Origin of the sequence: Faecalibacterium sp. An77 (genome assembly GCF_002161315.1) — a bacterium.
In the GTDB taxonomy this organism is placed as follows: domain Bacteria; phylum Bacillota; class Clostridia; order Oscillospirales; family Ruminococcaceae; genus Faecalibacterium.
On record NZ_NFHK01000001.1, the window covers coordinates 45,301 to 60,140 of the forward strand.

The window sequence follows — 14,840 nt, forward strand, 5'->3', positions numbered from 1 at the left end:
AACAGTCCGCCGGTCTATGTTTCGGCTTGCAATGAAGTATAGCATTGAAACCGGCGTCTGTCAATATTTTACACAGGGCTTACACCAGCCGCACAGGGCGGTTTAGTGAGGGGTTCCGGGGGCGGAAACAGGTTCCGCAGGGGCCGGAGCCGGGGCGGAAGCAGCCGTTTCGGCGGCTTCGGCGGCGGCCTTTTGGGCGGCTTTCTGGGCTGCCCGCTCGGCGGCCCGGGCCCGGGCCCGCTCGGCCGCGGCGGCCTGGCGCTGCTTGGTCCGCAGCTTCACCCGGCAGGTGGCGCAGACGCCATCGGTGGTCTCGGGGGGAATGGGCTTGCCGCAGTCCTTGCACAGATTCTTTTTAAACCGCAGGACGCTCACCGGTCCCAGGCTGGTGAGGGAGCGCAGCTTCATCCCGTCGATGGCCTTGTGGTTGCAGGAGGACACGCACATGCCGCACTCGCTGCACTTCCAGGGGGTGATGACCACCCGGGTCTGGCCGTCGGGCAGGTCCTCCAGCCGGATGGCCCCGGCCTTGCAGTTCTTTTCACACCGGCCGCAGCCAAAGCATTTGCTGGTAAAGGCCGGCAGGTACACCCCGTAGTGGAAGGGGGTCTCGGTGGCGGTTTTCAGCTGCTTGACCCGCTCGCTCAGGGCGTAGCGGAAGGGCTGAATCCGGTTTTCCTCGTCGTCCTGCAGCACCGGCAGCCGCCGCAGCAGCTGCTTGGTGCCGTTCTTGGAGCTGTCGCTCATGTGGGTGAACATCTCCCGGCGGGACAGTTCCTTGGCCTCATAGGGGGCGTCCTCGGGCTGGTAGGCCAGGGTGAAACGGGCGTTGAACAGAGGCTCGCCCAGGAATTCCACCAGACGGGTGAGGTTGTTCCGCAGCATCTGGGCGCACAGGTCGTTCTCGCACTCGCCGCAGGGGGTCAGGTCCAGCACCAGCTTTTTGTTCAGGGCCAGATAGGCCAGGGCCTCCCAGGACAAAGCGCCCACGCAGGCCCGGACCAGGTCGTTGTGGCGGGTGCTCTTTTCGCAGCCGATCCAGACGGTGTCGTTGTCCGAGGTGGCGGGGGCCAGGTCCCGCTGGACCTGCTCGGTGGAAGGAATAATGCACCGGGCCCGGCAGACCGACACGCACAGGCCGCAGTCGGTGCAGGGGTCCCAGTCCTTGACCAGGTTGGGCCGGCTGAAAATATCCTCACCGTAGGGACAGATATCCTTGCAGTCGGTGCACTGCTCCCGGTGGGGATGCAGGTTCCAGCACTGCTTGCGCTCAATCTCGGGGTGAGAATTGTTCAGCAGGACGTTCATTGCAACTTTCGTGAAGATGCTCATGGGTGCTCAGTCCTCTTTTTTGGCAGGGCGTTCGGGGGCCTTGTCGTGAATGGTGGTCACCTGGGCGTTTTCCAGCAGGAAGGCCTGGACCTTCTGGGCCACCAGGGCGGCGGCCACGGCGTCGGGGGAGAGAACCTTGCGGATCTCCTCCTCAGAGGTAACGTGCTGGGCAGCCAGACGGCGGTATTCGGCGTCCACCTCGTCCTTGCGGGCCACAATGCCCTCGGCCTCCGAGATGGCCTTGGCGGCCAGGATGCTGCGCAGGCGCTTTTCGGCGATCTGACGGTAGCTGGCCTTCAGCTGCTCGGGGGTGGTGCGGCAGGACTTGCAGTAGGCGTCCAGAGGGATGCCGCTCTTTTTCAGCTTGTCCTCCAGCAGGCGGTATTCCCGCTGGGCCTCGGCGGCCAGCTGCTTTTCGGGCAGGTCGGCGGTCAGGTTGGCCCCGGCCATGTCCAGCAGGTCCTGGCCGGCCTTGCGGTCGGCGGCCTGCTCGTGGATGGCCTCTTTCTCCTTGCGGATCTGGGCCCGCATGGCCTCCATGGATTCAAAGCCCCGGCTCTTGGCAAAGGCTTCGTCAGCGGCGGGGGTGTGCTTTTCGGCCACCGAGTGGAGGGTGATGATGAACTGGGCGGTGACGCCCGACAGGTTTTCCACCCGGAAGTCGGCCGGATAGGTGAAATCAAACTGGAAGGTCTCGCCGGCGCTGTGGCCATAGACCGCCTGCTCGGCGGCGGGCATCAGCTTGCCGGTGCCCAGCAGGACGGTGACGTTCTCCATCTTGCTGTCGGGGATGGGCTGACCGTCCCGGAAGCCCTCAAAGTCCAGGGTGACCTTGTCCCCCCGCTTGGCGGGGGCGCTGGTGGGAACGTAACGGGCGTGGAGGCGGCAGCGGTGGCCGATCTCCTGTTCGACGGTCTGGTCCAGAACGGGCCGGACGTGCCGGGTGACAGCCAGGCCTTTGTACTGGCCCAGGGTGATGTTGGGATGTTTGTCTGCCATGCTTCGCTCCTGTTCTCAGCAGTCGGTGCAGGCGCCGCCGGCGCTCAGCCAATCGGTGTCCAGGGTGACCGAGCCGTCCTCCCACACAAAGGTGGGGATGCCGATGCGGCCCTCGGCCTTGACGGCGTCGTAGACGGGCAGGGTGTCCCGCATGGCCAGGAAGGCCCGCAGGTTCTTGGTGCTCTCGGTGATGTCCACGTACTCGTAGGGGATGCCCTTCTCGTCCAGCAGCTGCTTGACTTCGCGGCAGTTGACGCAGATGGGCGCACCGTATAACTTCATCATGGTGATTTGACCTCCTGTATATCGAAAGGATTGGAATAGCAAGTATCCATCCAGTAAGTATACACCAGGACCGTGAATTGGGCAAGGCCCTTGGGAAAATTCACCTCACAGGCCGTGCTGGTCGCACCAGCTGTTGATGACCTGGCTGTACAGCTCGGGGAACTGGGCGTCCTCGGCGGCGAAGGCGGACAGATAGGCGTTGGCCTCGGCCCGGGTGGCGGGCACGATGCGGCGGTAGACGGTAAAGACGGTGCCGTTGCCCATGTCAAAGCTGGCCTCGTAGGCGAAATAGGTGTCCTTGAGGGCCAGGAACTGGTCGTTCAGCTTGGCGGCCACGCCGCTCACCTCGTAGCACCAGGGGAAGGGGTCGGCGGTGATGACGTACTTGGCCTCAAAGAGATCGGTGGGGAAGGTGTGGGTCCCCAGAATGCCGAAGCCAAAGGAGAGCTTGTCCTCCAGAGGCTGCTCGGGCAGGTCCACATTCTTAAAGGTATCGGGGCAGTAGGTCATGGAGTGGGGGATCATGTAGGCGAACTCCCCGTCGCCGCAGTGGGTGTCGATCCAGCGGGCCAGACGGCGGATCTGGTTGATGTCGGAGCGGTCATAGATGAGGGTGTCCAGCCGGATGAACTCCTGCACCGAGGGGGCGGTGATGTAGTCGAAAAGGAAGTCGGGCAGGGCAATGGTGGTGAGAGGGGACAGCCGGGCCGACAGGCTGAAAGCCAGAGCCAGCATCCAGTACCCCAGCTTGAGATACCGCAGCCGGTCCAGGCTGTCGGCCAGGGCGGCGGCGCCCATCAGCATCAGGATGAAATACCCCGGCATCAGCAGGAGGGACTGGTGGGAGCCCATGTTCTGGACCCGGGTGAACAGCACCACGCTGATGGCCAGTACCGCCAGAGTCTGGACGGTCAGAGCCCGGTTGCCCCGGAAAACCGCCCAGACCGCCCCGCAGACCACCAGTGGCAGGAACATGGGGCCCAGCCGCATGGACTGGCTGGCCAGTTCCAGCGCCAGGCCGCCCACGTTGTAGGCGGCGTAGTAGGTGCTGTAGCTGTAGGTCAGGATGTGCTGGACGATGGGCCAGAACAGGATGATCATGGCGGCCACCGACCCGGCCCCGAAGGTGATGAGGCCCCGCAGACGGTCGGCGGCCCGGCGGCCGTCTCCCTCCTGAATGAGGCGGACCGACCCGGCCAGAACAGTGACGGCGTAGACGGCGTAGTAGGCCACAATGAAATACAGGTACCACCGGCGGGTGAGAACCAGGGCGGCGGTGGCGAAGAAGATGCCCATGCACCGCAGGGGGTCCCCGGTGTCAAAGCGGAAGTCAATGGTCAGCAGCAGGATGATGAGGGCGAAAATGAGGCCGAACCAGTCGGGCTGGCCCAGGGCGGCAGCCATCCGCAGCAGGGGGAAGGAGGCCGCCAGGCTGACGCCGATGAGGAAAAAGCCGTTTTCGTTGCGGACCTGGAGCATCTGGCCCAGCTTGACGGCCAGACCGCCCAGAGCCACCAGCAGAGTGGGCAGGATGCTGACCAGCTGGCTGAGGACAAAGCTGTCCCCCGTGTGGGCGGACAGGAAGAAGGGAAACTCGGTGAACAGACAGATGAAACTGGTGTAGTCCTCGGTGAGGGTGGAGATGAGGTGCCACAGGCCCGCCAGAGCTCCGCCCTCAAAGGCGGCCTCGGCCTGGTATTGCAGCAGCGTGTAGTTGCTGTAGTCCCAGACGTAGACAAAGGCCCGGCTGTTCACCTGGAGGGTGAAGCAGATGGCCAGCACCAGATAGACGGCAACGAGGATGGAGCCGTGGAACAGCTCGAACCGGACGCCGGCCCGGCGGATGGCCGCCAGGGTGAGGCAGAACAGCAAAGCGTCAGCCCACAGGCTGAACAGCGGGAAAAAGAAGGACCCGGTCAGGCCCGCGGCGTTGCAGACGCACAGCAGGACCAGGGACAGGGCAAGGGCCGCAGGGACGGCCCCCCGCAGCCGGGGCCGGACGACGGTGGTCGGCATGGCAAAGACTTCCTTTCGGTGGGGATTTGTAGTACCAGTATACCAAAGTCGGACCGATCCTGTCCAGTCAAGACAGAAAAAGGCATTTTTGGTCAAAACAAAGGGGCCTGCGCCGGTTCGGATGAACACAGGCGCAGGCCCGGAGGAGAAAAAGAAGGAAAAAGTTCAGGTTTTGGATTTGGCTGCCTTTTTGGCGGCGCGGGCGGCCCGGGTCTTGGCGTTGCGGGCCAGACGGGCGGCGTTGGCGGCGCTGACCTGGGCGGCGCCGGGATGGGGCGCCTCGGGGATCAGGCGGAACAGCCGGCTGCCCATGGCGGGCAGGTCCACAAAGAGGGTGTAGTCCCGGCCATAGACGCCGCCGTCCACCGTGTGGAGGTTCCGCTCCCCCTCAAAGCTGCCGCCCCAGCAGCTGTCCTCGGTGTTGAGCAGTTCCTGGGCTCCGGCGGGCAGTTCCAGATAGAGGGGGAACTGATGGTGGGGCTTGTCCTGGGTGTTCATGACGCACAGCAGGCTCTGGCCCCGGCCCCGCCGCAGCCAGGCGTATACCCCTTCGGTGCGGCTCTCGCAGGCCACCCACTCAAAGCACCGGCTGTCGTATTCCCCCACATAGAGGGCCGGCTCGCTGGCGTAAATCCGGGACAGCTCGGCGAAAAATTTCTGGAAGCTGTCGTGGAAGGGATAGGCCATCAGGTTCCAGTCCAGCTGGGTTTTCTCGTCCCACTCCCGGAAATGGGCCAGCTCGTTGCCCATAAAGTTCAGCTTTTTGCCCGGATGGGTGAACATATAAAAGTAAAGGGTCCGCAGCTGGCAGCATTTTTCTTCGTAGGTGCCCCACAGCTTGCCGATGATGGTCTTTTTGCCGTGGACCACTTCGTCGTGGCTCAAAGACAGCAGGTACAGCTCGTGGTAGAAGTAGTGCATGCTGAACAGGATTTTGTCGTACTGCCCCGGCCGCTCCCCGAAGGGGGTGGCAAAATAGTCCAGGGTGTCGTGCATCCAGCCCATGTCCCACTTGTAGTCAAAGCCGATGCCGTCGTACCGGGTGGGGGCGGTGATTTTCAGGTAGTTGGTGGAATCCTCGGCGATGTAGAGGCCGGTGGGCCACCGCTGGTTCAGGCCGTGGTTCAGGTTCCGCAGAAAATCCAGGGCGCCCTGGTTCACCCCGCGGGCCGGGTCCCCCAGCCAGTACACCGCCCGGGAGATGGCGTCCATCCGGATGCCGTCGCAGTGATAGACGTCCATCCACATGGCGCAGGCGCTGTTCAGGAAGCTGCGCACCTCGCCGCGGTAGTAGTTGAAGTTGCAGGTGCCCCATTCGCTCTGGCCCACGTCGCTGTCGTATTCGTAGAGGAAGGTTCCGTCCAGCCGGGCCAGGCCGGTGGGATCGGCGGCAAAGTGCACCGGCACAAAGTCCATGATGACCCCGATGCCCATCCGGTGGCAGGCGTTGACAAACCGGGCAAACTGGGCGGGGGTGCCGTACCGGCTGGTCACCGCAAAATATCCGGTGGTCTGGTAGCCCCAGCTGCCGTCAAAGGGATGTTCCGCCAGGGGCAGCAGCTCCACGTGGGTGTAGTGGTGCTCTTTCAGCCAGGGAATCAGCTCCCGGGCCAGTTCCTCGTAGTTGTACCATCCGTCCGACCCGTCGGGGGCGCAGGAATCGGGCTTGTGTTTCCAGCTGCCGGCGTGCATCTCGTAGATGCTGATGGGCAGGTCCCGGCCCTTGGTGCGCTGGGCCATCCACTCCCCGTCGTCAAAGGCAAAGTCCAGCACGGCCAGACGGCTGGCTGTGCCGGGGCGCAGTTCGGCCGCAAAGGCGTAGGGGTCGGCGTGAAGCTGGACGCTGCCGTCCGCCCCCGTCACCCGGTACTGGTAGCAGTCTCCCTCGGCCAGGCCCGGAACAAAGACGCTCCAGAATCCGGTCTCGGCCCGCTGCATGGGGATATCCCGTCCGCCGGTCACCAGCTGGACGTCGGTGGCGCCCGGCGCCCAGAACACAAACTGCCAGCCGGCCTCGCCGTCGGGACCGGCGGCGGGGTGGGCGCCCATCCAACGGTAGGCGTCGAAGCACCCGCCGTCCCAAAATGCTTGCGGGATTTCAGGATAACTCATAGATTGCTCTCCTTTGGTTCAAACTGCAATGGGTTCAGAATACAAAAAGAATGTGTGGAATTTGTTAAACGGGCAACAAAATTCTGGAAAATCTGGAAAAAACCGATACAAAATACCCAGTTTTGTGGTATACTGTCGGGGGATAGTCCGACGACTGTCCGAAAATGCAATTACAGGAGTGAATGATTTTATGGCTTGGTATGACAGCGCTGTATTTTATCATATGTATCCGCTGGGTCTGTGCGGGTGCGCCCATGAGAACGACGGGCAGGCTGTGCCCGGCGCGTTCAAGAAGCTGGACGCCTGGGCGGCCCACGCTTATACACTGGGCTGCACCGCCATTTATATCGGACCGCTGTTTGAGAGCGGCTCCCACGGCTACGATACGGTGGATTACCGCCGCGTGGACCGCCGGCTGGGCACCAATGAGGAATTCAAGGCCTTTGTGGCGGCCTGCCATGACCGGGGCCAGAAGGTGATTGTGGACGGCGTGTTCAACCATGTGGGCCGGGGCTTCTTCGCCTTTGAGGACCTGAAGGCCCATCGGGAGGGCAGCCGCTACCGCGACTGGTTCTGCGACGTCAACTTCTGGGGCAACAACGAATACAACGACGGCTTCTCCTACGCCAACTGGGGCGGCCACAACCTGCTGGTCAAGCTGAACCAGCGCAACCACGAGGTGCAGCAGTATCACTTTGACACCGTCCGCTTCTGGGTGGAGGAATTCGACATCGACGGCATCCGTCTGGATGCGGCGGACGTGCTGGACTTCGGGTTCATGCAGAATCTGCGCCGCTTCACCGACGGCCTCAAGCCCGAATTCTGGCTGATGGGCGAGGTGATCCACGGGGATTACAGCCGCTGGGCCAACCCCCAGACCCTCCACTCGGTGACCAACTATGAGCTGCACAAGGGCCTGTGGAGCGGCCACAACGACCACAACTATTTTGAGATCGCCCACACCATGCGCCGTCTGGACGGCCTGTGCCACGATACCCGCCTGTATACCTTCTCGGACAACCACGATGTGGAGCGCCTGCCCAACAAGCTGCGCAACCGGGACCATATCCGGCACATCGCCATCCTGGTGTACACCCTCTGGGGCATCCCGTCCATCTATTATGGCTCGGAGTTCGGCATCGAGGGCAAGAAGGAATGGGGCAGCGACTGGCCTCTGCGGCCCTGCCTGGAGCTGGAAGACTATCCCGACGCGGTGAACACCAACCCGGTGACCAGCGTCTACGCCGCCCTGGGCAAGCTGAAAGCCGAAGAACCGGCCCTGACCTACGGCAAGCCCCAGGAACTGATCCTGACCACCGAGCGGTATGTGTTTGCCCGCGTGCTGGATGGCCGGGCGCTGCTGACGGTGCTGAACAACGCCGACGCCCCCGCCCGTCTGGAGATGAACCTGCCGGTGCCCGCCGACACGGTGGAGGACCTGCTGGAGGACTGCGCAGGCAGCCAGCCGGTGCATGCCCGCATCGAAGATGGACGGCTGATTGTGGAGCTGCCCGGCAACTACGGCACCGTTCTGGGCCTGGGCGGCTGAAAGGAGGAGGCAGAGTATGGATGCTGCAGCCCGGCGTGAAGCCATTTTGAAAAAACTGTCGAAAGCCAGCGGCCCGGTGAGCGCCAGCGTGCTGGCGGGGGAGCTGGGGGTGTCGCGCCAGATCGTGGTGGGAGATGTAGCCCTGCTGCGTGCCGGCGGCACCCAGATTGACGCCACGCCCCGGGGCTACCGGATGCGGACCGCCATGGCGGGATATACCGGCCTGGTGGCCTGCGTTCACAACACCCCCGAGGAAATGCGCCGGGAATTGTACACGGTGGCAGACCAGGGGGGCACGGTGGTGGACGTCATGGTGGAAAACGCCCTCTATGGGGAAATCCGGGCCAACCTGAATGTGGCCAGCCGGTACGACGCCGACGCCTTTGTGAAACAGGCGGAGGCCTCTCCCGAGAGCCTGCTGAGCCGGATGACCGGGGGCGTTCATCTGCACACCATCCGGTGCGCCGATGAGGAAGCGTTCCGGCGGATCGAGGCGGCGCTGGATGCGGCCGGCCTCCTCTACCGGAAAGAGTAATACCCATCTCAATTGTACGTTGATGGAGGGTTGGTGTCCAGCGGCAAAAACCGAAAAGCGTTGGATAACCGACACTTGTTGGAAAACAGTGGGATATGTGCTCTGGCCGGGGCCCTGCGCAGGCAAGCGCAGAGGCTGCCGGCCTTTGCGCACACAGACCAGAAAAGGAGGGAACCGGTAGCCTTGGACCGGCGGATTGAAAAGACAGAGCGGGCGATTCGAGAGGCGTTTTTGACCCAGCGGGCCGAAAAGCCGCTGGAAAAGATACGGGTGCGGGAGCTGTGCGAAGCGGCCGAGATCAACAAATCCACCTTTTACGCCCACTATCAGGATGTATACGCCCTGGCGGACGCCATGGAGGGCCAGCTGGTGGAATCGATTCTGGCCCAGGTGGCCCAGATCCGGACGGAGGACCTGCGGGGCAGGCCGGAATGGCTGACCCGGGAGCTGTTCCGGGCCTTCACGGCCCATGGACGCCAGGTGGAGATTTTGTTTTCGGGCTCCCGGCGGGGAGCCCTGGTGGACCGGCTGGAACGGGGCCTGCGGGAACTGACCAGCCGGGAGATTCCCGGCTATTGGGACGACCCGGTGCGCAGCGTGGTGCTGTCCTTCTGCGTGCAGGGGAGCTATTATGCCTTTCAAAATAATTCCGGCCGGCTGGACGAGGCGGCCCTGGTGCAGGTGCTGGGAGCGGTGTCCCGGGCGGCCCAGAACATCGGACCCCTGATGGAGGAAAATCCCCGGTGGTCCAGAGAAAGGAGAAAGCCTATGTACCCCACCCGTCAACAGGCGCAGGCATTGCTGGCAGAGGCTCAGGCCCGCTACAGCGAGGTGAGCGAAATCCAGGGCCGCTGGGCGGACCACTGCCGGACGGCGGCGGCCTGCGCCGAGAAAGTCGCAGCCCGGTGCCCCGGCCTGGACCCCGACAAGGCCTATGTGCTGGGCCTGCTCCACGATATCGGACGCCGGTACGGGGACGGCCATCTGCGCCATGTCTACTATGGCTGGAAGTATATGCAGGAACAGGGCTTTGAAGATGTGGCCCGCATCTGCCTGACCCACTCGTTCCAGATTCAGGGCATCGACGCCTATATCGGCCACCGGGATATTCCGGCCGACGCTCTGGAGGAACTGACCGCGGCCCTGGACGCGGTGGTCTACGATGATTATGACCGCCTGATTCAGCTGTGCGACTCGATTGCGGGGGTGGACGGCCCGGTGGATATGGCGGCCCGGATGGAGGACGTCCGCCGCCGGTACGGCAGCTACCCCCAGGACAAGTGGAACCGCAATTTTGAGCTGAAGGGCTATTTTGAACACTGGGCCGGGGCGGACCTGTACGCCATCGTGGGCCAGCCGGTATAAGGAGCCTCATTTGGCTGCATTTTTCCACCGTTTGCTGCAAAACCGTACAAAAAACGCCGGTTGGTGCTATACTGGATCAAAAGATCTTTCCGGTAGACAAAGGAGGTATATCATGTCCAAATGGTCTGTGAAATGCCTGGCGGCCGCCGCTGCGGCGGGGCTGATGCTGGGCTCGGTCCTGCCGGCCTCGGCGGAAGAATCCATGATTCGCCAGTATGAGACGTCGGCGGCACAGGTGAATTCGGTTTTAATCAGCGCCGAGCACACGGATGTTGTAATTCAGAAAGGGGAGGAAGACACCATCCGGGTGGAATCCTCTGCCGACCCGGAAGGGGAGTACGCATATCACTGCAATGTGGAAAACGGTGTGCTGAACATTGACATCGAGGGCGTCAAAATCGGCGGATATACCCAGATCGATTTAGGAGCGATGAAGATTTTCAGTATCAGCTATTGGGACAATCAGGTGACGGTGACCCTACCGGAAAAAGTCTATGACCAGATTACGGTGCGGGCTGAGGACAAGGAGCTGACCCTGAACGGCGTGACCGCAAACCAGGTGGAAGCGGAGGCGAGAGGAAATCTCTCCATCCAGGATGTCCAAGCGGGAGAGCGCCTTTGGGCTGAGACAACCAGTGGAGACCTTTACCTGGTCAAAGCACGTGGGCAGGAAATCGTAGCCCGCACCCAAAACGGAGACCTTTATCTGGAAGAACCCTATGCCTTGCAGTATAACTGCCGGACCCGGAACGGCGATATTGTGGGCACCATTGCCGGCGCCGAGGCGGACTACACGGTTACGATTGACAGCGAAAGCGGACTTTCGGAACAGCCCGGCAGCGGTGTGGGCGAGGCGCGTTTTGTGACCTACAACGGCACGGTTCAGGTGGGCTTCACTGGCTGACCTGATCGTTTTTAAAGGCTCCTGCCGACCCGGCGGGGGCCTTTTTGTGTGCCCGGCCGCCTTGCTCTGAAAAAAGCAAAATCCCTGCTCCTGGACGGGAACAGGGATTTTTCATGTCATCCGGCTGTAAGGCCAGTTCAAAGGCGGGACCTACGGTTCCCTGCGCCTGAAATCAATGCAAGCATCCGATTGCAACAAACGTTGCATCGTACCCGGGCGCAGCCCGGACCTGGGTGAGCGCGGCAAAGTGTGCCGCCGGCTGGACCTTCTAAAGAGCGGCCCGAGTTGATGGTACCCAGTGAAAAGCTTTTTGCCTACTTTTTCTCGAAAAAGTAGGAGGTTATAGGCCGGAGGCGCCGTAGTTGGCGAGGACGCGGGCGGAAGGATCGTTGACGTTGCAGTTGGGCCAGGCTTTGTTGGGCATCCAGAAACTGACAATGGTCCGGGCCTGGCCGTAGTAGTATTTCTCGAAGATTTCGCGGTAGAGCAGACTCTCCTTGGTGAAGGGCATGCAGTGGGCCGAATAGTTGGCCCGCCGCAGCTGGAACATCTCGTCGGTGTAAACCTCCTCGGCGTACTGCTTGATGTCGTCCACCATGCTGTGGCCCACTGCGTCCGAAAAGGCCGCCTTCTCCCGCCAGAGAATCTCCGGGGGCAGCCAGTCCCCCTCAAAGGCTTTGCGCAGCAGATACTTGCCCTTGCCGTAACTGTTCAGCTTCATTTCCGGGTCAATGGCCATGACGTACCGCACAAAATCCAGATCCCCGAAGGGTACCCGCGCCTCGATGCTGTTGGCCGAGATGCACCGGTCGGCCCGCAGTACGTCGTACATGTACAGCTCCCGAATCCGCTTCTGGGACTCCTGCTGGAAGGCGTCCGCCGTGGGAGCGTAGTCGGTGTACTTGTAGCCGAACAGCTCGTCGGAAATTTCTCCCGTCAGCAGCACCCGCACGTCGGTCTGTTCATGGATGGCCTTGCACAGCAGATACATGCCCACGCTGGCCCGGACGGTGGTGATGTCCCAGGTGCCAAGGATCCGGATCACTTCCTCCAGACTCTGGATCACGGTGTCCCGGTTGATGATGATTTCGTGGTGCTCGGTGCCCAGGTACTCCGCCGTCTGGCGGGCGTATTTCAGGTCGATGGCGTCGGTGTCCATGCCGATGGCAAAGGTGCGGATGGGCTTGCCCAGCTTGCGGGCCGCAATGGCGCAGACCAGGGAGGAGTCCAGGCCGCCCGACAGCAGGAAGCCCACCGGCGCGTCGGCGTCCAGACGCTTTTCCACCCCGGCGATCAGCTTTTCGCGGATGCTGCGCAGCACCGTCTCCATCCCGTCGGCGTGGGGGGCGGGGACGTCGGCGATGTCCTCGTAGCGGACAAACCGCCCGTCACAGTAATAGCTGCCGATGGGGAAGGGCCGGATGTCCTCGCACCAGCCCACCAGGTTCTGCATCTCGCTGGCAAAGGCGATCTGATGGCTGGACTTGGAATAGCCGTAGAACAAGGGCCGGATGCCGATGGGGTCCCGGGCGGCAATCAGCCGGTCCTTGCGGGAATCATAGAGGATCAGTGCGAATTCGGCGTCCATGTGGCGGAACATATCCAGCCCGTACTCGTAGTACAGGGGCAGCAGGATTTCGCAGTCGCAGTCGGAAGCGAACTTATAGCCCGCCCGCTTGAGAATCTCTTTCTCAAACCGGAAGCCGTAGACTTCGCCGTTGCAGACCACGCAGTCGGCCCCGCGGTAAAAGGGCTGCATTCCCTCGGGGGTCAGGCCCATGATGGCCAGACGCCCAAAACCCAGCAGGCCGAAGGGCCCTTCCACCACCCGCTGGTCGTCGGGGCCGCGGCTGACGGTGCGCAGCAGGTACTCTTTGAAGGCGGCGGCAGACAGATCGTGCCCGGTGTAACCCATGATACAACACATATGGCGATTCTCCTTTGCAAACAAAAATACGGCAGCGTTCATCCTCTGTTAGGACGAATGCTGCCGTATCCGTGGTGCCACCTAGTTTGCCGGCATGCGCCGGCCCCTCTGCGCTCTCCTCATTGAAAGCGCCGCCGCGTAACGTGCGGCCTCCGTCCGGCCCTACTGCCCCGGCATGGCCGGCGGGTTCAGGGGGAAGCTCACGGGTGTTCGTTCGGGTCCGGCCTTCTGCGCGGCTTGCACCTGCCCGCGCTCTCTGGGAGAAAGCCTGTTGGACCTTACTTTTCCCGGTCACAGCTTTTGATGGGAGCATTGTATCACGGCTGAGCCTCGCTGTCAACCGCCGAATTCTCTTTTTCCGCGCAGCGGCGGCAAAGACCGTACAGGATGCTCCCCTCACACTGGAGGGTGAACCCGTGCTCGGCCAGCAGATGCCGCCGCACCTCGTCCATGAAATGGCAGTCCATGTGGAAGATCTCGCCGCAGCGGGTGCACTTGAGATGGATGTGCTGGTGACAATGGCGCTGGGCGTCGGTGAGCTGGTACACCGCCCGCTCGCCCTTGTCGGCCACGTATTTCATCACCCGTTGTTCTCCCGCCAGCTTGTCCAGATACCGGTAGACGGTGGTGGGGTTGGTGCGCTGGCCGGCGGCCTCCAGGTGGGAGACGATGTCGGCGGCGCTCACCGCCCGGCGGCGGTTCTCGGTGAGATAATCCAGAATGAGCTGGCGGGTGTGGGTGTTGTAGCTGCTGCTGCGGGCCATGGGATGGTACACTTCCTTTGCGTTCGATCGAGGTTTTGGGGGTAAGTTCTGCGTCATTTTAGTATAGCATTCCGGCCAAAAAGCGCAAGCGGAAAATCGCGCCCCAAAACTCTGGACAGAAAAACTGGGCAAAATTGAAGAAAAAAAGGCAAAATTTTGTATAAAACGTGGAAGGAAAGTGAAACCCGTTCCGAAACCTTGTAATCTGGCCCGAAATGTGAAATAATAAAACTGTATTACTATTGCCATCGGCCGCGGGTGCGCTGCGCACAGGGCGCAGAATCCCTCAGAGGGCCGGGGCATCAGCGTCCAAAGTCCGGTTTGCAGGGCCGGCATTTCAAGGGAAGGCAGAGAAGAATGAAAGAAAACGAGACCACCGCCAAGCCCAGCTTAAAGCTGCAGGCTTACCAATACCTGAAAACCAAAATTTTGAACTGTGAGTATGCGCCCAGCCAGTTCCTCAACGAACAGAAGCTGTGCGCCGAGATGGGCAACATCAGCCGCACCCCCATGCGGGATGCGCTGGGCCGCCTGGAGCAGGAGGGGCTCATCACCATCCTGCCCAAGAAGGGCCTGATGGTGTCCCCCATCACCGACGAGGACGTCCACAGCATCTACGAAGTGCGGCTTCTGGTGGAGCCCTACGCGCTGCGGATGTATGGCTCCCAGCTTCCGCGGGACCAGCTGGAGCATTTCGTCACCCTGATGCAGCACCCGGAACTGATGCCGGACTTCTGCGCAGGGGATGACGCGTTCCATGAGCTGCTCATCAGCACCCTGCCCAACCGGTACCTCCGGTCGGCCCATGACTCCATCACCGGCCAGAACACCCGGTTCCGGATCATGACCGGCAAGGTGGGCATGATCGGCCAGCGGGACACCTGCGATGAGCATCTGGCCATTCTGGAGCCGGCTCTGGCCGGGGACTGGTCGGCGGCCGCCGACGCCCTGACCCATCATCTGGAGCTGGCCCGGGCCAAGGCCGAAGGAGTCCTGGACCGGATTCACCTCGGCGAATAAGCGACACACCAGGGGACGCCGGCCCGGCGGCA

General features: G+C 62.2%; 12 protein-coding genes. 5 read left to right on the forward strand and 7 right to left on the reverse strand.

Annotated features, from left to right (window positions below; genetic code table 11):
- Positions 1-102: 102 nt before the first annotated feature.
- From B5G28_RS00225 to glgB, 5 genes are all read right to left on the reverse strand, one after another.
- Positions 103-1,332, reverse strand: coding sequence for a 4Fe-4S dicluster domain-containing protein (locus tag B5G28_RS00225; RefSeq protein ID WP_087245245.1), 1,230 nt, complete (start codon positions 1,330-1,332; stop codon positions 103-105).
- A gap of 6 nt (positions 1,333-1,338) precedes the next feature.
- On the reverse strand, positions 1,339-2,331 hold the full coding sequence (gene tig / locus B5G28_RS00230) for a trigger factor (protein WP_087245247.1): 993 nt from the start codon (positions 2,329-2,331) through the stop codon (positions 1,339-1,341).
- Positions 2,332-2,346: 15 nt separating this feature from the next.
- On the reverse strand, positions 2,347-2,616 hold the full coding sequence (locus B5G28_RS00235) for a glutathione S-transferase N-terminal domain-containing protein (protein ID WP_087245249.1): 270 nt from the start codon (positions 2,614-2,616) through the stop codon (positions 2,347-2,349).
- A 105-nt stretch (positions 2,617-2,721) separates the two neighbouring features.
- The gene (locus B5G28_RS00240; protein WP_087245251.1) at positions 2,722-4,632 is read right to left on the reverse strand and encodes a hypothetical protein; all 1,911 of its coding nucleotides are present in this window, start codon (positions 4,630-4,632) and stop codon (positions 2,722-2,724) included.
- Positions 4,633-4,797: 165 nt separating this feature from the next.
- Entirely contained in the window at positions 4,798-6,744 is a 1,947-nt protein-coding gene (glgB, locus tag B5G28_RS00245) for a 1,4-alpha-glucan branching protein GlgB (protein ID WP_087245253.1), read from the reverse strand.
- A 190-nt stretch (positions 6,745-6,934) separates the two neighbouring features.
- Between glgB and B5G28_RS00250 the strand changes: the two genes are divergently transcribed.
- The 4 genes from B5G28_RS00250 (at position 6,935) to B5G28_RS00265 (ending at position 11,097) form a co-directional block, all read left to right on the forward strand.
- Positions 6,935-8,293, forward strand: a complete 1,359-nt coding sequence (locus B5G28_RS00250; protein WP_087245255.1) for an alpha-amylase family glycosyl hydrolase — start codon at positions 6,935-6,937, stop codon at positions 8,291-8,293.
- A 16-nt stretch (positions 8,294-8,309) separates the two neighbouring features.
- Positions 8,310-8,828 carry a transcription repressor NadR gene (locus B5G28_RS00255; RefSeq protein WP_087245257.1) on the forward strand — a complete coding sequence of 173 codons (519 nt, stop codon included), beginning with the start codon at positions 8,310-8,312 and terminating at the stop codon, positions 8,826-8,828.
- A 183-nt stretch (positions 8,829-9,011) separates the two neighbouring features.
- A complete protein-coding gene (locus tag B5G28_RS14895; RefSeq protein ID WP_242967415.1) occupies positions 9,012-10,193 on the forward strand; it encodes an HD domain-containing protein in 1,182 nt (393 codons plus the stop codon).
- Between the two features lie 112 nt (positions 10,194-10,305).
- Positions 10,306-11,097 carry a DUF4097 family beta strand repeat-containing protein gene (locus tag B5G28_RS00265; RefSeq protein ID WP_087245259.1) on the forward strand — a complete coding sequence of 264 codons (792 nt, stop codon included), beginning with the start codon at positions 10,306-10,308 and terminating at the stop codon, positions 11,095-11,097.
- Positions 11,098-11,437: 340 nt separating this feature from the next.
- Here B5G28_RS00265 and asnB read toward each other — a convergent pair whose 3' ends face one another.
- Positions 11,438-13,012, reverse strand: coding sequence for an asparagine synthase B (gene asnB / locus B5G28_RS00270; RefSeq protein ID WP_087245550.1), 1,575 nt, complete (start codon positions 13,010-13,012; stop codon positions 11,438-11,440).
- A 329-nt stretch (positions 13,013-13,341) separates the two neighbouring features.
- Positions 13,342-13,788, reverse strand: a complete 447-nt coding sequence (locus B5G28_RS00275; RefSeq protein ID WP_087245261.1) for a transcriptional repressor — start codon at positions 13,786-13,788, stop codon at positions 13,342-13,344.
- A 357-nt stretch (positions 13,789-14,145) separates the two neighbouring features.
- Between B5G28_RS00275 and B5G28_RS00280 the strand changes: the two genes are divergently transcribed.
- The gene (locus tag B5G28_RS00280; protein ID WP_087245263.1) at positions 14,146-14,808 is read left to right on the forward strand and encodes a GntR family transcriptional regulator; all 663 of its coding nucleotides are present in this window, start codon (positions 14,146-14,148) and stop codon (positions 14,806-14,808) included.
- The last annotated feature ends 32 nt before the right edge of the window (positions 14,809-14,840 follow it).